The sequence below is a fragment of the Chloroflexota bacterium genome (assembly GCA_015478725.1).
Classification (GTDB): Bacteria; Chloroflexota; Limnocylindria; order Limnocylindrales; family CSP1-4; genus C-114.
This window is the reverse complement of sequence record JADMIG010000039.1, coordinates 1-17,148: the sequence shown is the minus strand read 5'-3', so window position 1 is coordinate 17,148 and position 17,148 is coordinate 1. Positions and strand designations below refer to the sequence as shown.

General features: G+C 69.2%; 16 protein-coding genes. 5 read left to right on the top strand and 11 right to left on the bottom strand.

The window, feature by feature from the left end:
• Window positions 1-293: 293 nt before the first annotated feature.
• The 4 genes from IVW53_14335 to IVW53_14320 are packed head-to-tail and all read right to left on the bottom strand — an operon-like array spanning window position 294 to window position 4,696.
• Entirely contained in the window at window positions 294-1,382 is a 1,089-nt protein-coding gene (locus IVW53_14335) for an adenosine deaminase (GenBank protein ID MBF6606744.1), read from the bottom strand.
• A gap of 2 nt (window positions 1,383-1,384) precedes the next feature.
• Window positions 1,385-2,833 carry an argininosuccinate lyase gene (gene argH, locus IVW53_14330; protein MBF6606743.1) on the bottom strand — a complete coding sequence of 483 codons (1,449 nt, stop codon included), beginning with the start codon at window positions 2,831-2,833 and terminating at the stop codon, window positions 1,385-1,387.
• A gap of 25 nt (window positions 2,834-2,858) precedes the next feature.
• Complete coding sequence (locus IVW53_14325; GenBank protein MBF6606742.1) at window positions 2,859-3,911, bottom strand: UDP-glucose--hexose-1-phosphate uridylyltransferase; 1,053 nt, start codon at window positions 3,909-3,911, stop codon at window positions 2,859-2,861.
• The gene (locus IVW53_14320) at window positions 3,911-4,696 is read right to left on the bottom strand and encodes a DeoR/GlpR transcriptional regulator (GenBank protein MBF6606741.1); all 786 of its coding nucleotides are present in this window, start codon (window positions 4,694-4,696) and stop codon (window positions 3,911-3,913) included. Before IVW53_14320 ends, IVW53_14325 begins: the two co-directional genes overlap by 1 nt.
• 254 nt (window positions 4,697-4,950) lie before the next feature.
• On the opposite strand from IVW53_14320, the gene IVW53_14315 reads away from it, so the two are divergent.
• From IVW53_14315 to IVW53_14305, 3 genes are all read left to right on the top strand, one after another.
• A complete protein-coding gene (locus IVW53_14315; GenBank protein ID MBF6606740.1) occupies window positions 4,951-6,357 on the top strand; it encodes a carbohydrate ABC transporter substrate-binding protein in 1,407 nt (468 codons plus the stop codon).
• A 144-nt stretch (window positions 6,358-6,501) separates the two neighbouring features.
• Window positions 6,502-7,353: a sugar ABC transporter permease gene (locus IVW53_14310; protein ID MBF6606739.1), complete on the top strand. Its 852-nt coding sequence runs from the start codon at window positions 6,502-6,504 to the stop codon at window positions 7,351-7,353.
• Window positions 7,350-8,255, top strand: coding sequence for a carbohydrate ABC transporter permease (locus IVW53_14305; protein MBF6606738.1), 906 nt, complete (start codon window positions 7,350-7,352; stop codon window positions 8,253-8,255). Before IVW53_14310 ends, IVW53_14305 begins: the two co-directional genes overlap by 4 nt.
• A gap of 41 nt (window positions 8,256-8,296) precedes the next feature.
• Here IVW53_14305 and galK read toward each other — a convergent pair whose 3' ends face one another.
• Window positions 8,297-9,481 (bottom strand): galactokinase, encoded by a 1,185-nt coding sequence (galK, locus tag IVW53_14300; GenBank protein ID MBF6606737.1) that lies wholly within the window; start codon window positions 9,479-9,481, stop codon window positions 8,297-8,299.
• 159 nt (window positions 9,482-9,640) lie between these two features.
• Between galK and IVW53_14295 the strand changes: the two genes are divergently transcribed.
• Complete coding sequence (locus tag IVW53_14295; GenBank protein MBF6606736.1) at window positions 9,641-10,588, top strand: DMT family transporter; 948 nt, start codon at window positions 9,641-9,643, stop codon at window positions 10,586-10,588.
• Between the two features lie 50 nt (window positions 10,589-10,638).
• Here IVW53_14295 and IVW53_14290 read toward each other — a convergent pair whose 3' ends face one another.
• From IVW53_14290 to IVW53_14265, 6 genes are all read right to left on the bottom strand, one after another.
• A complete protein-coding gene (locus IVW53_14290; GenBank protein ID MBF6606735.1) occupies window positions 10,639-11,610 on the bottom strand; it encodes an EamA family transporter in 972 nt (323 codons plus the stop codon).
• Window positions 11,611-11,681: 71 nt separating this feature from the next.
• Window positions 11,682-12,572 carry an aldehyde dehydrogenase family protein gene (locus IVW53_14285; protein ID MBF6606734.1) on the bottom strand — a complete coding sequence of 297 codons (891 nt, stop codon included), beginning with the start codon at window positions 12,570-12,572 and terminating at the stop codon, window positions 11,682-11,684.
• On the bottom strand, window positions 12,572-14,032 hold the full coding sequence (locus IVW53_14280; protein ID MBF6606733.1) for an aldehyde dehydrogenase family protein: 1,461 nt from the start codon (window positions 14,030-14,032) through the stop codon (window positions 12,572-12,574). The genes IVW53_14285 and IVW53_14280 overlap by 1 nt, the downstream gene beginning before the upstream one ends.
• 142 nt (window positions 14,033-14,174) lie before the next feature.
• The gene (locus IVW53_14275) at window positions 14,175-14,558 is read right to left on the bottom strand and encodes a hypothetical protein (protein ID MBF6606732.1); all 384 of its coding nucleotides are present in this window, start codon (window positions 14,556-14,558) and stop codon (window positions 14,175-14,177) included.
• A 30-nt stretch (window positions 14,559-14,588) separates the two neighbouring features.
• Window positions 14,589-15,590: a deoxyribose-phosphate aldolase gene (gene deoC, locus IVW53_14270; GenBank protein MBF6606731.1), complete on the bottom strand. Its 1,002-nt coding sequence runs from the start codon at window positions 15,588-15,590 to the stop codon at window positions 14,589-14,591.
• A gap of 191 nt (window positions 15,591-15,781) precedes the next feature.
• Complete coding sequence (locus IVW53_14265) at window positions 15,782-16,282, bottom strand: hypothetical protein (GenBank protein MBF6606730.1); 501 nt, start codon at window positions 16,280-16,282, stop codon at window positions 15,782-15,784.
• Between the two features lie 242 nt (window positions 16,283-16,524).
• On the opposite strand from IVW53_14265, the gene IVW53_14260 reads away from it, so the two are divergent.
• Window positions 16,525-17,148, top strand: a 624-nt coding sequence (locus tag IVW53_14260; GenBank protein ID MBF6606729.1) for a hypothetical protein, incomplete at its 3' end; no start/stop codon positions are given.

The window sequence follows — 17,148 nt, the reverse complement described above, 5'->3', positions numbered from 1 at the left end:
CGCAGGCTCGGCGTCGCGCGTCGTCGCAAGCTGGCGTCCCGCGTCGTCGCAGGCTCCGCGTCCGCTATTTGGTCAGATGCTCGCGACACGAGCGTTCGGTCGGTTCAGCCGGGTGTCGTAGCACCAACAACCGAATGGCGGCCCATCGGCGCGACTCCGTTCGTGCGTGGACCCGCCGGACGACCGCATCCGGAGACTGCGCAGTGGCTCCCCGCACCCCGACCACCCGGCTTTGCGCTCGCAGAGCGTGCATTCGGCCGCTCGCATGTGGCCGCTCGCGCAATCGGCGTTCGTCAGCCGGCGGCCTCCCGCCGCAGCCGCGCGTAGCCGGGCTTGATGACCTCGTCGATCATCCGCAGCCGCTCGTCGAACGGAAGGAACGCACTCTTCATCGCGTTGAGGGTGAGCCACTCCATCTCACCGAGGCCGATCGAGAAGGCCGCGTCGAGGGCGGCGAACTCGGACGACAGGGAGACCCCGGACATGAGCCGGTTGTCCGTGTTCACGGTGACGCGGAAGCGGAGCCGCCGGAGGAGATCGATCGGATGCTCCGCGACGGACGCCGCGAGCCCGGTATGGACGTTCGAGGTCGGGCACAACTCGAGCGGGATGCGCCGATCCCGGACGTAGGCGGCGAGTCGTCCGAGGCGGGCGCGACCGTCGCCGTCTACGTCGATGTCGTCGATGATCCGGACGCCGTGACCGAGGCGCTCGGCGCCGAGCTCGAGCGCCTCGCGGATGGACGGCAGGCCGTATCCCTCGCCGGCGTGGAGGGTCAGGTGGAAGCTCGCGTGCGTGAGCCGGCGGAAGGCGTCCGCGAACCGACCCGGCGGATAGCCCGCCTCCGGGCCGGCGATGTCGAAGCCCACCACGCCGGCGTCCCGATGGCGCAGGGCCAGCTCGGCGATCTCCGATGCCCGATCGGCCTGCCGCATGGCGGTCACGAGCGCCCGGACGACGATCGGATGACCTGCCGCAGCAGCTCGCGCCGAGCCGAGCCGGAACCCCTCGAGGGTCGCCTCCACGACCTCGTCGAGCGAGAGTCCACGCTCGACGGAGAGCTCCGGGGCGTAGCGGACCTCGGCATAGACCACCCCGTCGGCCGCAAGATCCTCGGCGCACTCGGCGGCCACCCGGACGATCGCGTCACGCTCCTGCATGACGCCCACGGTGTGGACGAACGTCTCGAGGTAGAGCTCGAGGGACTTGCGGTCCGCGCCGCGCTGGATCCAGCGGGCGAGCTCGGCGACGTCCGTCGTCGGCAGACCGCGATAACCGGACTCGGCGGCGAGATCGACGATCGTGGCCGGCCGGAGGCCGCCGTCCAGATGATCGTGGAGGAGCGCCTTCGGGGCGCGCCGGATCGCCTCGGCGGTGAGCATGGTCAGGCTCCCGGGTCGAGCCGAGCCCGGGCTGCGGCGAGCGCCTCCGCGACGCGCCGCGGGGCCGTCCCGCCGATCACGTCGCACGACGCGATCGCCGCCTCGATGGACGCGGCGGCCCGCAGCTCGTCGCCGATGCCGGGGTCCGCGGCGATCGCCACTGCACCGGGATCGCCGCCCGCGGCGAGGGCCGCCACGATCGTCGCGTCCGGCAGGGCATCGAGCCCGACCCCCGCCGCCTCGGCCGCTGCCACGAGCCCAGCGACCACGTGGTGGGCGACCCGGAACGGCACGTCACGTCGGACGAGCGCGTCGGCGACCGCGGTCGCGGTGGTGAACCCCTCCTCCGCCGCCGTCCGCATCCGGTGGCGGTCGATGGCGAGCGTGGCCATGAGGCCCGCCATGATCCCGAGCGACGCCTCGAGTGTCGCCGCCGTCTCGAACAGCGGCGCCTTGTCCTCCTGGAGGTCTCGCTGGTACGCGAGCGGCAGTCCCTTGAGGACCGCGAGCATGCCGGTCAGCGAACCCACGACCCGCCCCGCCCGCCCGCGGACGAGCTCGGCCGGATCGGGATTCTTCTTGTTCGGCATCATCGAGCTGCCGGTCGAGAACGCGTCCGCGACGCGGACGAACCCGAAGCGCGGGTTCGACCACCACGTGATCTCCTCGGCGAGCCGGCTGAGATGGATCATCGTGAGCGACGCTGCGGCGAGGAACTCGACGACGAAGTCGCGATCGCTCACCGCGTCGAGCGAGTTCGCGGTCACCCCGTCGAAGCCGAGGTCGGCTGCCGTCGCCTCGCGGTCGAGCCGGTAGCCGGCGCCGGCGAGCGCGCCGGAACCGAGGGGGCTCACGTTCGCTCGCCGTCGCGTGTCGGCGAACCTGCCGCGGTCTCGTTCGAGCATCTCGACGTAGGCGAGCAGGTGGTGGGCGAAGAGGACAGGCTGGGCTGGCTGGATGTGGGTCGTCCCGGGGAGGATCGCCTCCCCCTCGCGCGCGGCGAGGTCGACGAGAGCCCGCTCGAAGCCGACGAGCGCCCCGTCGAGGGTGTCGATCGTCCGCCGGAGCCAGAGCCGCAGATCCGTTGCCACCTGGTCGTTCCGCGACCGTCCGGTGTGGAGCCGGCCGGCGAGCGGCCCGATCCGATCCGCGAGGGCCGCTTCCAGGTTGAGGTGGACGTCCTCGAGCTCGGCGTCCCAGGTCAGCGTGCCGGCCTCGACCTCCGCTCGCAGGGCCTCGAGACCGCCGATGAGCGTCGCGACTGCGTCGGCGTCGAGCAGTCCGGCCCGGCCGAGCCCGCGGACGTGGGCGATCGAGCCCGTGAGGTCGTCCGTGGCGAGCGCCTGGTCGAGCTCGATCGAGCTCGTGAATCCGGCGACCCGCCGGTCGTTCGCCTCGCTGAATCGCCCGCCCCAGAGCCGCATCCGTCCTCCTGTCGCCGCAGCCCCCATCGTAGCGGGCGCGCCGGCCGGACGGTCAGGTGCGGACGACCTCGTCGAGCGCGACGGACCGCGCCGGCTCGACGGCACGGAGGCGCTCCGCGGCCTCCTCGGCCGAGAGGTCGCGCTGGGGCTCCGCGAGGAGCTCGTAGCCGACCATGAACTTCCGCACCGTCGCCCGCAGGAGCGGCGGGTAGAAGTGGGCGTGGAGCTGCCAGTGGCTCGTCGACCCGCTCCCGAACGGCGCCTGATGCCAGCCCATCGAGTACGGGAACGGCTCGTCGAAGAGGTTGTCGTACCGCCCGAGGAGCCGGATGATCGTCCGTGCCAGCGCATCGCGGCGGCGATCGTCGAGCTCCGGGAGACGTTCCACGGGCGCACGCGGGATGAGGAGCGTCTCGAAGGGCCACGTCGCCCAGAACGGGACGACGACGAGCCAGTCCTCGCCGAGCTCGACGACCCGCGGACCGCCCGCCTCCGTCGCGGCATAGTCGAGGAGGAGCCGCCTGCCGTGGAGATCGAGGTGCCGACGCTGCGTCCCGTCCTCGCGCGCGGCCTGGCGCGGCAGAGCGGACCCGGCCCAGACCTGGCCGTGGGGATGCGGATTCGACGCGCCCATCGACTCGCCGCGATTCTCGAACACCTGGACCCAGCGGTATGCGGCCCCGAGCTCGGTGGTCTGATCCGACCACACGTCGATGACGCGGCGCACGTCCGCCGGCTCCATCCGGGCGAGCCCGGCGTCGTGGCGGGGCGAGAAGCAGATGACCCGACAGGTGCCCCGCTCGCCCTCCGCGACGAGGAGCCCCGATCCGACCCGCTCGATCGATGCCTCCGGGCGGAGCGCGGCGAAGTCATTGGTGAACACGTACGTCGAGTCGTACGCCGGGTTCTCCTCACCGCCCACCCGCCGGTTGCCCGGGCAGAGATAGCACTCGGGATCGTATGCCGGCAGCCGTTCGACGGCCGGTCGCTCCTCGCGCCCGAGCCATGGTCGGTGCGTCCGGCCCGCCGAGACGAGGACCCACTCGTCCGTGAGCGGGTCGTAGCGGCGATGGGGACCGTCGAGGAGCGGAGCCCGTCCGTCCATCAGGCTCGACCACCCGGATCGACGACGACGAGCTCGCGGACGTGACCGTCGAGCTGGTTCCGCGCGTCCGCCTCGAGCCCGGAGTCCGTGATGAGGACGTCCGCCTCGTCGAGGCGGGCGATCGAGCTGATGCCGATGACGCCCCATTTCGTGTGGTCGGCCGTCACGACGAGCCGGCGCCCGGCCTCGATGAGGGCCCGGTTCGTCTCGGCCTCGAGGAGGTTCGGGGTCGTGAACCCGGATCGGACATCCATGCCGTGAACGCCCATGAAGACGAGGTCAAGGTGGACGCTCCGCAGGGCGGCGACCGCGAACGGGCCGACGAGCGCATCGGATGGCGTGCGGACGCCACCGGTGAGGATGATCGTCTGGTCGCGACGGCCGGCAGCGTGGAGCGCGTCGGCGACGGGGATCGAGTTGGTGACGACCGTCAGATCCGCGATGTCGATGAGGGCGCGGGCGATCGTGTACGTCGTGGTCCCGGCGGAAACGCCGATCGCCGTGCCCGGCTCGACGAGCGTGACGGCCGCGGCGGCGATCGCATCCTTCTCCGCCTGCTGGAGGGTCGACTTGGCGGCGAATCCCGGCTCGAAGAGGGCACTGCCGGGGAGGGCCGTCGCCCCGCCGTGGACCTTCTCCAGCAGGCCCTGATCGTGGAGCACCTCGAGGTCGCGGCGGACGGTCATGTCCGACACGCCGAGGATGCGAACAAGGTCGGCGACGCGGACCGCTCCGTCCTCCCGGACGCGATCGACGATCAAGGCCTGGCGTTGCCGGGCGAGCACTCAGCGCGCCTCCCGATCACGCGTGCGCATCCACATCCTCCGCTGCCCTGAGCCTCCGACCGGACCCCGCTGTCATGTCCGTTCGCTGTTGAGATTGGCGGACGGAGCGCTGAAAGTCAACGTTTTCAGACATGAACCATCGCAGATGCCACATGGCATCTTGACACCCACTCGGCGCCGACTGACAATCCGTTCGGTCCTGTTGGATTTTGTGCTCCGCAGCGACCGGCGATCTGGAGGAGGACACGTCAGCCATGGCACTTCCCGAGACACCCGGCTCGCCGATCGAGGAGTCGGGCTCGCGCACCGTCAGTCGTCGTACGGTCCTGAAGGGCATCGCGGGGGTCGCCGGGCTCGCGTCCGTCCCGGCCCTCCTCGCCGCGTGCAGCTCGGCGGCGACGCCGTCACCCGCAGCGAGCAGCGCGCCGTCCGCCGCTGCGCCGTCCGCCGCGGCGCCGTCCGCTGCCGCCGGGTCGGCCGCGACCGGATCGACGACCTTCGGCTCCAGCCTCTCAGATGCGGTGCCGAAGAAAGCGATGCAGGACGTCATCGACGCCTTCACCGCCAAGACAGGCATCGCGGTCACCGTCAACACCGTCGAGCATGGAAAGTTCCAGGACACGATCAGCGCCTACCTGCAAGGCACGCCGGATGACGTGTTCACCTGGTTTGCCGGCTACCGGATGCGCTTCTTCGCTGCCCAGGGCCTTGCCGGGGACATCAGCGACGTCTGGTCCACGATCGGGTCCCACTTCAGCAGTGCATTCAAGGGGGCATCAACCGGCGACGACGGAAAGCAGTATTTCGTCCCGATCTACAACTACCCGTGGGTCGTGATCTATCGGAAGTCGCTCTTCGCGAAGCAGGGGTACCAGATCCCCAAGACGATCGACGACTTCACGACGCTGGCCAAGAAGATGCAGTCGGACGGCCTCGTCCCGCTCGCCTTCGGCGACAAGGACGGCTGGCCCGCGATGGGCACCTTCGACATCCTCAACATGCGCCTGAATGGGTACGACTATCACGTCAGTCTCATGGCCGGAAAGAACAAGTGGACCGACCCGCAGGTCAAGGCCGTCTACCAGAGATGGGCGACTCTTCTCCCTTACCATCAGGAGGCCGCTCTCGGTCGCACCTGGCAGGACGCAGCTCAGTCGATGATCAGCAACAAGGCGGGGATGTACTTCCTCGGCACGTTCGCCGGTCAGCAGGCGACCGACCCAGCGACGCATGACGACCTCGACTTCTTCCCCTTCCCGCTCTTCGGAACCCAGTACGACTCGGAGAACGCGATCGACGCTCCGATCGACGGGTTCATGATGGCGGCGAAGCCGAAGAACCCCGACGCAGCGAAAGCGTTGCTGGCGTTCATCGGAACACCCGGGGCGGAGTCCATCTACCTGACCTCGGACCCCAACGACGTCGCGGCCGCCACGGACGCCGACACGAGCAAGTACAACGCATTCCAGCTGTCGTCGGCCAAGATCATCGGGGCATCGAACAAGATCGCCCAGTTCCTCGACCGCGACACACGGCCGGACTTCGCCGGGCCGAACGGCATGCAGGGCTTCATCCAGAAGTTCCTCAGCGATCCGACCCAGGATCTCGACGCGTATCTCAAGGGCATTCAGGCCTTCTACGACAGCTTGCCGGCCCAATGAGATCGGTCGAACCGCTCCTCAGCTAGGTCGGCCAATCATCCGAACGTGACGGTCGTGGATCCGACGGCCGCCAGGCCAGCGGCGTCGCGAAAGCGACGCCGCTACAGCCTGCTCACCCGCCGGGACAAGGTGATCCTGGCGCTGATGGTGGGCATACCGGCCTTCATCCACATCTTCCTCATCTGGCTCCCGACCCTCGGCTCGATCCTCCTCTCTTTCACGAGTTGGAACGGGATCGGTGGGCTCGGCCGGATCAAGTTCGTCGGGCTCACGAACTACCAGGTCCTGTTTGGCGGTATCTATCCGCCGTTCTATCCGGCGCTGGCCCACAACCTCATCTGGCTGGCCGTATTCCTCTTGATCGCCACCCCGATCGGGATGCTCCTCGCGGTCCTGCTCGATCGGGAGATTCGAGGATCGCGGATCTACCAGAGCATCATCTACATGCCTGTCGTGCTGTCCCTTGCGGTCGTGGGATTCATCTGGGAGCTGCAGTACGCACCCGATCAGGGCTTCCTCAACAATGTGCTCGGCACAACCACGAGCAGCGGCCACCTCATCGACTGGCTTGGGAATCCGGACATCAACCTCTGGGCAGTCCTTGTTGCGGCGAGCTGGCGGCACGTCGGCTACGTCATGGTCCTCTACCTGGCGGGGCTCAAGAGCGTCGATCCGACGCTCCGTGAGGCGGCGTCGATCGACGGTGCGAACGCTCGTCAGACCTTTTTCCGGGTGATCTTCCCGATACTCGCCCCGATCAATGTCGTCGTCCTCGTGGTGACGGTCATCGAGTCACTTCGGGCCTTCGACATCGTCTACATCATCAACAAGGGCCTGAACGGACTCGAGCTCCTGTCGGTGCTCGTGACCAACAACATTCTCGGCGAAGCCAGCAGGGTCGGGTTCGGATCCGCGATCGCCGTGATTCTTCTGCTGATCTCAATCGGACCGATCATCTTCTACCTGGCGCGCACGCTCGGCGAGGATGCCCGATGATCGCCACCGCGACGGCGTCCCGGGCGGGTGTCGGTGCACGTCCTGCACGACGGAGGCCTCGCCGGGCACTACTCCACGCATTCCTGATCGCGGTCTGCGCAGTGTGGCTCTTCCCGCTGGGGTGGGCCATCTACACGGCGTTGCGCCCATACGGCGAAACGGCCCGACTCGGGTATGTGTCCATCGGTGGCACGTATACGATCGACAACTTCGTCAATGCCTGGAACCAGGCCGAACTACCACATTTCTTCCTCAACACGATCATCATCGTGGTCCCGGCGGTGATCCTCGTGCTGTTCTTTGCTTCGATGGTCGCCTTTGCGGTGTCTCGCTACAGCTTCAAATTCAGCCTGGCCCTCCTGATGTTGTTCACGGCGGGCAACCTGCTGCCCCAGCAGGTGGTCATCGTGCCGCTCTTCCGGCTGTACCTGGCGCTTCCCTTGCCGCAGCCGCTCAGCGACAACGGGGTCTTCTACGACCAGTTCATCGGGATCATCGCGATCCACGTCGCGTTCCAGCTCGGCTTCTGCACGTTCGTGCTGTCGAATTTCATGAAGACGATCCCGCGGGAACTCAACGAAGCCGCCGTCGTCGACGGTGCATCGGTCTGGGATACCTACCTGCGGGTGATCCTGCCTTTGACGAGGCCGGCCCTCGCCGCGCTCGCGACCCTCGAGTTCACCTGGATCTACAACGACTTCTTCTGGGCGATCCTGCTGATGCGGACCGGTTCGAAGTTGCCGATCACGTCCGCTCTCAACAACCTCTCGGGTCAGTTCTTCACCGACAACAATCTTCTCTCAGCCGGGGCGATCCTCGTCGCTCTGCCGACACTGATCGTGTTCGTCATTCTGCAGAAACAGTTCATCGGCGGCCTGACGCTTGGCTCCACCAAGGGCTGACCGAGGTCCCCACGAGCCCCCGCATGCCCGGGGTTCGCCGATCAGGCGACGACGTCCGCCCCGGCGACGGCGTCGACCTCCCAGACGCGTGGCGACCGCCCGGTCCGCGCCGGGTAGTCGCGCTCCACCGCCTCGCGAAGCCGTTCAACCGCCTCCGGCCGCACGAGGTTGACCGTGCAGCCGCCGAAGCCGCCGCCCGTCATCCGCGCCCCGATCACGCCAGGGACCGGCGAGGCGATCTCGACGAGCGCGTCGAGCTCCGGCGAGCTGATCTCGAAGAGGTCGCGCATGGACGCGTGGCTCGCCGCGAACAGCTCGCGGATCGCCCCTGCGTCGTCCGATCGGAGCGCGGCTTCGGCCTCGAGTACCCGGCCGTTCTCGGCGACGATGTGCTCCGCGCGGCGTCGCGCGATCGGGTCGAGCCGATCGGCGTTGCGCGCCAGCATCGCGGCGTCGACGTCGCGAAGCGTCGCGACGGCCGGACCCTCGACGGCGGCGATCGCCTGGACCGCGCGGCGGCACTCGGCGACTCGGGCGTTGTACGAGGAGCCGTTGAGCCGCCGCGTCGAGCCGGTGTGGCAGACGACGATCCGCAGGTCCGGCGGGATCGGCACGGCATGCCACTCGAGCGACCGGCAATCGAGCAGGAGGGCGGCGCCGGCGACCCCGCACGAGGAGGCGAACTGGTCCATGAGCCCCGAGCCGACCCCGACGTACACGTTCTCCCCGCGCTGGGCGATCCGGGCGAGCCCGAGCGGGTCGGACGGCGGAGGCTCGCCCCCGGAGAGCGCCCAGGCCGAGGCGAGCTCAAGGGCCGCCGAGGAGGAGAGACCCGAACCCGCGGGCAGATCGGAGGCAAGCAGACCGCGGAAGCCGTGGACCGGGAGGCCGGCCTCGATGAGTGCCCAGGCCGTGCCGCGGACATAGTCGATCCAGGTCCCCCTCCGGTCGCCGATCGCATCGAGCTCCACGACGCCCCGCTCCCCCGTCGCGGCGAGGGTCAGTTCGACCCGCCGGTCGTCCGTTGCGACGAGGGCGATGGAGATGCCGAGGCTGATCGCAACGGGTAGGACGAAGCCCTGGTTGTAGTCCGTGTGTTCGCCGAGGAGGTTGACGCGACCCGGAGCGTGGACGACGCGGATGCGATCGGGCTCGACTGCCGCCACCGGCTCACTCTCCATCAGCGCGGCGATGAGGGAGGCTCGGTCGCGGGCGAGGTCGGCCATCTGGCCGATGGTACGGGAGATCGGCGGTCCGTCGCCGTCCGCAGCGGGCTCCCGGCCGATCCGTCGCCGAGCGGAACGAGTGCCGGGCAGGGAACATTGGCCCACATCGATAGTCCAAGACCGCGTATCATCCGCCGAGATCGACGCCCGGAGGGACCATTGGCCGCCCGCACCACGCGCATCGAATGGCTCATCTTCGGCGCCCTCGGCCTCTTCTGGGGCAGCAGCTACCTCTTCATCAAGATCGGCGTCGAGACGCTCACCCCGTTCACCCTCGTCGCCGGCCGGCTCCTCGTCGGGTCGCTCCTCCTCGGCGTGGTCCTCCGGGCTTCGGGCGAACGGCTGCCACGAGACCCGCGGATCTATCGCCATCTCGTCGTCATGGCGATCCTCAACATCGTCATCCCGTTCTCGCTCATCACCTCCGGCGAGCAGACGATCGATTCGTCGCTCGCCTCGATCCTCAACGCATCCGTCCCGCTCTTCACGATCATCTTCGCCGCGCTCGTGCTCACGGACGAGCCGATCAGCGTCAACCGGCTGGTCGGGCTCGTGGTGGGGTTCGGCGGTGTCATCCTCCTCACGAGCCCGAGCCTCGGGCGCGGCGGCGGGGCGGATCTGCCGGGTGAGATCGCGATGATCGGATCGTCCATCTCGTACGCGGCCGGGAACGTCTATGCGCGCCACAACGTGCGCGGTCTGCGGCCGATGGTCCAGGCCTTCTTCCAGGTGTTCTTCGCGTTCGTCATCAGCGCCGCACTCGCCCTCGCCGTCGAGCGCCCGTTCGGGATCGCCTACCAGGCCTCGTCCGTCTTCGCGGTCCTCTGGCTCGGCCTGTTCGGCTCGGGCCTCGCCTACCTGGCGTTCTTCCGGCTCCTCGCGACGTGGGGATCGACGCGCACCTCGCTCGTCGCCTATCTCCTCCCGATCGTCGGGATCGTCCTCGGCTTCGTCGTCCTCCACGAGACGGTCGACGCGCGCGTCCTCGCCGGGACCGCGCTCGTGGTCGGCGGCGTGGCCGTGGCCAACAGTCCGTTCGGCCAGCGGCGATTGTTCGGCCGTCGGGCGACCGTGGACGTGCCGGTGACGGACACAGCGGACGGCTGAGGCCCGAACGCCGGCTCGGGAACCGCCAGGCCCGGACGTCCGGCCCCGACTCAGGGCTCGAGGGCGAGGAGCACGGCGCCGGCGAGGACGAGGCAGGCGCCGCCGATCCGCCGGATGCGGTCCGCCGTCCCGACCGCCTCGCGCATCCGGATCGCGCCCCAGGCCGAGGCGATGACCACCGAGCTCTCGCGAAGCGGCGCCACCGCCGTGAGCGGAGCGAGCGTGTAGGCGAGGAGGATGAGGCCGTACGCGCCGAGGCTGACGGTCCCGGCGATCCCGGACAGGAGCCACGAGGCCGGCGCGGGAGTGGGAGCGGGAGCCGCAGACGATGAAACGGCGAACGTCGGTGGCCGGCCGCGGTCGGCGACGAGCCGCACCCAGCCGACGAGGACGATGGCACAGATTGGAAAGACGACCCCGGCGTAGAGCCACGGCGCGACGTGCTGGACGGCGGTCCGGTCGACGGCTGAGTAGGCCGCGATCGTCACGCCCGTGAGCAGGGCGAACTCCGCGGCACCCGGCCCGATGCCTGACCCGTTGCCCGGCCCCGCTCCGCCGTTCGAGCTCCGTCGCCGGACTGCGGCGATGGCGGCGATCGCCCGCCATGGTCGCTGGACCAGGACGATGCCGGAGAGCAGGGCCACGACCCCGAGGACCCCCGGTGGCGACAGGCGTTCCCCGAGGACGACGACACCGAGTGCCACCGCGAGGATCGGGGCGGTCCCGCGGGCGATCGGGTAGACGACGGACAGGTCGCCGCGCCGATAGGCGGCCGAGAGGGCGATGAAGTACGCCGCCTCGAGGAAGCCCGAGACGACGGCAAGGACGAGGACGTCCCCGGGGATCCCGGGCCGGCCGGTCGCGAGCCAGGCGACGACGATCGGCGGAGCGAAGACCGCCACCCCGACGACCATAGCCCGGGCCGCCGTCCGAAGGGTGTCGCCGGACGACTTGAGGACGGCGTTCCACAGGACGTGGAGCACGGCGACGAACAGGACGAGGACGAACACGCCGGGCGGCATCGCGCCAGTCTACGGACGGTACCGGGCGGCGGGGCGATCGTGGCGCGTGACGCGATCGTCGGTGCCCGCCCTCAGATCCCGATCGGGTGCCAGACCGTCTTCATCTCGAGGTGGGCGGCGATCCACTCGGGTCGCTCGGCGGCGCGGTCGTCCGTCCAGTCGAAGCGGGCGTCGCTGACGCGCGCCGGGCGGCGGAGGATCCGGGTGATGTCCTCCGCCGCGGCGATCTCGACCGACTCCTGGAGTTCCGGCGGCACGCCCCACGTGTCGAGCGAATCCACGTCCCCGTGCGCGGCCATGACCGGGACGAGCTCGCGGCGCAGGCCGGTGAGGAGGTTGACGACGCCGGGCGGAACGTCGGACGTGCCGAGGACCTCCGTCAGGGTGACGGCCGGCAACGGCCGCGACTCAGAGGCGAGGACGACGACGACGTTGCCGCCGGCGAGGGCGGGAGCGACCCGCGAGACGAAGCCGAGGAGCGACGACGTCTCCGGGGCGACGATCCCGACCACGCCCGTCGGCTCAGGGATCGTGAAGTTGAAGTACGGCGCACCGACCGGGTTCACCGAGCCGAGGACCTGGGCGATCTTGTCCGCCCACCCCGCGTACCAGACCCAGCGGTCGATCGAGCGATCGACGAGGGTCCCGGCCCGGGGCGCGCGGACGCCCTCGGCTGCGCCGACCTCCTCGATGAACTGGGTCCGGCGACCCTCCATGAGCTCCGCCACCCGGTAAAGGATCTGGCCGCGGTTCATCGCCGTCCGGTCCGCCCACGGGGCAGCCGCCGCCCGCGCCGCCCGGACGGCATCGCGGAGGTCCTTGCGCGATGCGCGCGGAGCGTTCGCGAACGGGGTTCCATCGGCCGCGGACACGACGTACGAGCGGCCGGATTCGGACCGCGGGAACGCCCCGCCGATGTAGAGCTTGTACGTCTTGCGGACGGCGATGCGGGACTCCGCCATCAGCGGTCCTCGAGGCGGACGTAGGCGTGGAGGCCGTGACGGCCGCCCTCGCGTCCGTAGCCCGACTCCTTGTAGCCGCCGAACGGACTCGTGGGATCGAAGCGGTTGAACGTGTTCGCCCAGACGACGCCGGCTTTCATCCGCCTGACCATCGCGAGGATCCGGCTGCCCTTGTCCGTCCAGATCCCGGCGGACAGGCCGTAGGGCGTGTTGTTCGCCTTCTCGACCGCCTCCTCCGGGGTCCGGAAGGTGAGGACGGAGAGGACGGGCCCGAAGATCTCCTCGCGGGCGATCCGGTGGCTCTGGGCGACGTTCGTGAAGAGCGTCGGCCGGAAGAAGTAGCCGCGATCCGGCAGGTCGCAGGCCGGCTGGTAGAGCTCGGCACCCTCGGCGACGCCCGCCGCCACGAGCTCGGTGATCTTCTCGAGCTGGGCCCGGCTGTTGATCGCGCCGACATCCGTGTTCTTGTCGAGCGGATCGCCGACCCGGATCGTCGCGAGGCGGTCCTTGAGCTTGCCGATGAGCGCCTCGGCGACGCTCTCCTGGACGAGGAGCCGGCTGCCCGCGCAGCAGACCTCACCCTGGTTGAAGTAGATCCCGTTGACGATCCCTTCCACCGCCTGGTCGAGCGGTGCGTCGTCGAAGACGATGTTCGCGGCCTTGCCGCCGAGCTCGAGGGTGAGGGCCTTGTCCGAGCCGGCGACACCGGCGGCGATGCGGCGCCCGATCTCGGTCGAGCCGGTGAACGCGATCTTGTCCACGCCGGGGTTCCGGACGAGCGCCATGCCGACGTCGCCGGGCCCCGGGACGATGTTCACGACTCCGGGCGGCAGGTCGGCCTGCTGGCACACATCGGCGAAGAGCAGCGCCGTCAGCGGGGTCGTTGACGCCGGCTTGAGCACGACCGTGTTGCCCGCCGCCACGGCCGGGGCGATCTTCCAGGCGAGCATGAGCAACGGGAAGTTCCACGGGATGATCTGGCCCGCCACTCCCAGCGGGCGGGCGACCCGGCCCGGGAACGCGTAGTCGAGCTTGTCCGCCCAGCCTGCGTAGTACCAGAAGTGCGCCGCGGCGAGCGGCACGTCGACATCGCGGCTCTCCCGGATCGGCTTGCCGCTGTCCATGCTCTCGAGGACGGCGAACTCGCGACTCCGCTCCTGGAGGATCCGGGCGATCCGGAAGAGGTACTTCGCCCGCTCGCGACCCGGCAGATCCCCCCAGCGGCGGCGGAACGCCGCCCGGGCCGCCCGCACCGCCCGGTCCATGTCCGCCGCGGTCCCGCGGGCCACCTCGGCGAGGGGCTCCTCCGTGGAAGGATCGATCGTCTGGAACGTCTCGCCGTCGCTCGCGCTGACCCACCGCCCACCGATGAACAATCCGTAGCGCTCGCGGAGCTTCACGACCTCGCGGCTCTCGGGTGCCGGGGCGTACTCCCACGGGATCGCCTGTCCGTCGCCCATGCCCCAGCTGTTCGGGGGTCGCGGTGTGTCGCGGCGGGCAACGGTCATCGGTTCGTTGGAAGGTGTCGGAGCATCTTTGGCATTATGCACCGCGCTCTGCTGCCGGCCGGGGGTGGCGTCTCGATCTCGCAGTCGTGCGACGTCAGAAGCAGTCCGTCGGATACGCCGGTTGGTGCGTGCAAGGTTTCACGGGCAGGCCAGTACTGCCATCGATGACCGTCCGACTGCCGATCGGCTCGTGCAACGCCACCTCCGTGACGACTGGTACGCCATCCGCCGTTCCCGGCCCGAGCTGGAGCCGGAGCGAGCTGACGGTGATGGTGACGGCCGATGGAGTCTCGGTGAGGCTCGTCACCCGCGTCCACGCACCGTGACCGGTGATCGTCCCGACGCTCAGCGTCTGATCGTCCACGACGCGGTAGTACCGGATCCACGAAACGCTGTCGAGAGCGCGGATCGACGCGACCACGAGGATGACCACTACGGCGGCCACGACCCAGCGTCGCCACCGCCTCGGGAACCGCATGCTCACCTCCCCCGTCGCCCGGACCGTGCCTCAGTCGAGGGTGAAGTCGTCCGGGTCCGAGTAGCGACCCGTCCGTTCCTTCTCGATTTGCATGAGGACGTCGTTGAGGAGGCTGCTCGCGCCGAACCGGAAGCGGTCCGGCGTCATCCAGCGCGGGCCGAGCGTCTCGTAGAGGACGACGAGGTACTGGACCGCTTCCTTCGCCGTGCGGATGCCGCCGGCGGGCTTCATCCCGACGGCCCGCCCGGTCTGGCGCTCGAAGTCGCGGATCGCCTCGAGCATGACGAGCGTCACCGGCAGCGTGGCCGCCGGGGTCACCTTGCCGGTGGACGTCTTGATGAAGTCGGCGCCGGCGGCCATCGCGAGGACGGATGCGCGGCGGACGTTGTCGTACGTCTCGAGCTCGCCCGTCTCGAGGATCACCTTGAGGTGGGCCGCGCCGGCCGCCTCCCTGACCGCAACGATCTCCTCGAAGACCGTGAGGTAGTCGCCGGCGAGGAAGGCCCCCCGATCGATGACCATGTCGATCTCGTCCGCTCCCACCTCGGCGGCCGCCCGGGTCTCGGCGATCTTGATGTCGCGGAACGTCTGGCCACTCGGGAACCCGGTCGCGACGCTCGCGACCTTGACGCCAGAGCCGGCGAGCGCCGCCTTCGCCTCCTCGACGAGGGCGGGGTAGACGCAGACGGCCGCGACGGACGGGATCGTCGGGTCGCCGGGCAGCGGGTGCATCGCCTTCACGCACATCGCGCGGATCTTGCCCGGCGTGTCCTTCCCCTCGAGGGTCGTCAGATCCATCATCCGGATCGCGAGGTCGAGCGCCCAGAGCTTGCTCGCCTTCTTGATGCTCCGGGTGCGGAGGGCGGCGACCCGCTCCTCGACTCCGACCTGATCGACCGTCGTGACGCGACCGAGGAGGCTGCCGAGCGCCCGGGTCCCGCCACCGACGACCGGCCGTCCCTCCCAGGCGCGGATGAGCTCCTGGGCGCGCTCGCGGGCGGCGCTGTCAGTCGGTCGGGCGGCGGTCGTCATGGGAGGGTGAGGATACATCGGCGTTCCGGAGGGGCATCGAAGGCTTCGAAAGCCCGCGCCGGTGGCACTCGGCCCTCGGCGGCTCCCAGTTTCGTCGACGGCTCCTGGTCAAGCAGCCACCACGAGAGGAGGAGCAAGCCTCCTGATCACGTCAACCGGAAGGGAGTTTCCACGAAGGTTGACAGAGGCTCCTACCAGAGAGCGCGAATGAGCTCTCCGGCGCGGTTCAGGCACCAATCGAGGTGAGGCGCCATCTCGATGTTTAGGGCGACCGCCGTCGACCGATCCTTCGCCATCAGCATTCGGACTGACATACCCTGGCAGACACCGAGCCGAGCGCGGAGTTCGTCGTCCTCGATGCGGCTGCGGAGGAGAGACAGATTCCGGTTGGCGGCCAGCTCGCGATTGCTCATCTCCTCGCCGACAAGGTTCTTGCCCCATTCCCCGCTCTCGCGGAAGGCCGTCTTGTCGGCTCTATGGTGCTCTTCGCCGGCCCGAGCCCAATCCACGAGCGCGTCCTGAAACCGGAGCAGCGTTTCCCGCTGGAACGAGTCGCGTGCGAGGCGCCGGTCGTCGGCCCGCTTCTCCCTGTCGACCCGCGACTCGCGGTTCCCACGGACGACCTCCGTGAGCATCCCAGCCGCGATCGAGAGAAGGCTGCCGATGATGACGCCGAGGAGCACGTCGCTCATGCGGGCAAGGATACGGTTCCGGTCGGCATGTCTGAGGCTGCAGGCTGCAGCCACGAGCCCGGACCGAGTCAAACGGGATTCGCGCGCAGGTTGTCGCCTGACCGATCCAACGTATGCGCTTCGGGAGCCGCCGGACGCAACGCGGCCAAGCATGACAGGCCCTACGCACGGTGCGTCGAGCGGACAAGGCACAATCATCCTGTGAGACTCGGCGCCCATGCGTTCGATCGAGGCGTCGCAGTGTGACCGGCAAGCAGGCCCAACGGGAACGAAGGGCTGCACTCACGCGAGTGCAACGCTTCGCTCGAACACGTGAAGAACTCGTCGACCTCCTTCGAGAGCAGCTGCGGTTTCTCCGTCGGTCCGCGGCGGCCTACGACACGGGCGACGAGGCCGAAGCCAAACGGTTGGCTGCCGTTCTGCGAACGCTGCTCGTGGACCGAGGGAAGGAGCACGCCCTACTGACGCAGTTGCAGATCCTTCCGCTTGTCGGGTTCATGGACACCGCCCTTCGGGGCGGCCCACTGGTGAACGTGAGCTCTGCGCTCGTGATCATGGAGTATGCCCAGCCGCCAGCGGCTGGGCGCTACCTTCCGCCCCTCGATGACCTCTCGCCCCCGAGACAGAACCCGCCAAGGGCGTTCAATCAGTGGTGGCACGCGGACGTCGCGCAGACCAGGAGCAGCGAACGGTTTACCCGCGAGGATCTGATCCTCGCCGCAGCCCAGAGCGAGGGCGGCGTCCACGTCGATCCACATCGCGATCGGATTTACCAGAGCCTCGTGGTCGAAAATGGGCTCGGATGGTACATCTCCGCCGACGGGGATGCGTATTCCGCTGAATCCGATCACCCATTCCGGGGTTTT

Bases quoted from the DNA above. Each gene is read 5' to 3' on its own strand.
- IVW53_14335 (MBF6606744.1), bottom strand. From the start codon at position 1,382: ATGCTCACCGCCGAGGCGATCCGGCGCGCCCCGAAGGCGCTCCTCCAC.
- argH (MBF6606743.1), bottom strand. From the start codon at position 2,833: ATGGGGGCTGCGGCGACAGGAGGACGGATGCGGCTCTGGGGCGGGCGA.
- IVW53_14325 (MBF6606742.1), bottom strand. From the start codon at position 3,911: ATGGACGGACGGGCTCCGCTCCTCGACGGTCCCCATCGCCGCTACGAC.
- IVW53_14315 (MBF6606740.1), top strand. From the start codon at position 4,951: ATGGCACTTCCCGAGACACCCGGCTCGCCGATCGAGGAGTCGGGCTCG.
- IVW53_14310 (MBF6606739.1), top strand. From the start codon at position 6,502: ATGGTGGGCATACCGGCCTTCATCCACATCTTCCTCATCTGGCTCCCG.
- IVW53_14305 (MBF6606738.1), top strand. From the start codon at position 7,350: ATGATCGCCACCGCGACGGCGTCCCGGGCGGGTGTCGGTGCACGTCCT.
- galK (MBF6606737.1), bottom strand. From the start codon at position 9,481: ATGGCCGACCTCGCCCGCGACCGAGCCTCCCTCATCGCCGCGCTGATG.
- IVW53_14290 (MBF6606735.1), bottom strand. From the start codon at position 11,610: ATGCCGCCCGGCGTGTTCGTCCTCGTCCTGTTCGTCGCCGTGCTCCAC.
- IVW53_14285 (MBF6606734.1), bottom strand. From the start codon at position 12,572: ATGGCGGAGTCCCGCATCGCCGTCCGCAAGACGTACAAGCTCTACATC.
- IVW53_14280 (MBF6606733.1), bottom strand. From the start codon at position 14,032: ATGGGCGACGGACAGGCGATCCCGTGGGAGTACGCCCCGGCACCCGAG.
- IVW53_14275 (MBF6606732.1), bottom strand. From the start codon at position 14,558: ATGCGGTTCCCGAGGCGGTGGCGACGCTGGGTCGTGGCCGCCGTAGTG.
- deoC (MBF6606731.1), bottom strand. From the start codon at position 15,590: ATGACGACCGCCGCCCGACCGACTGACAGCGCCGCCCGCGAGCGCGCC.
- IVW53_14265 (MBF6606730.1), bottom strand. From the start codon at position 16,282: ATGAGCGACGTGCTCCTCGGCGTCATCATCGGCAGCCTTCTCTCGATC.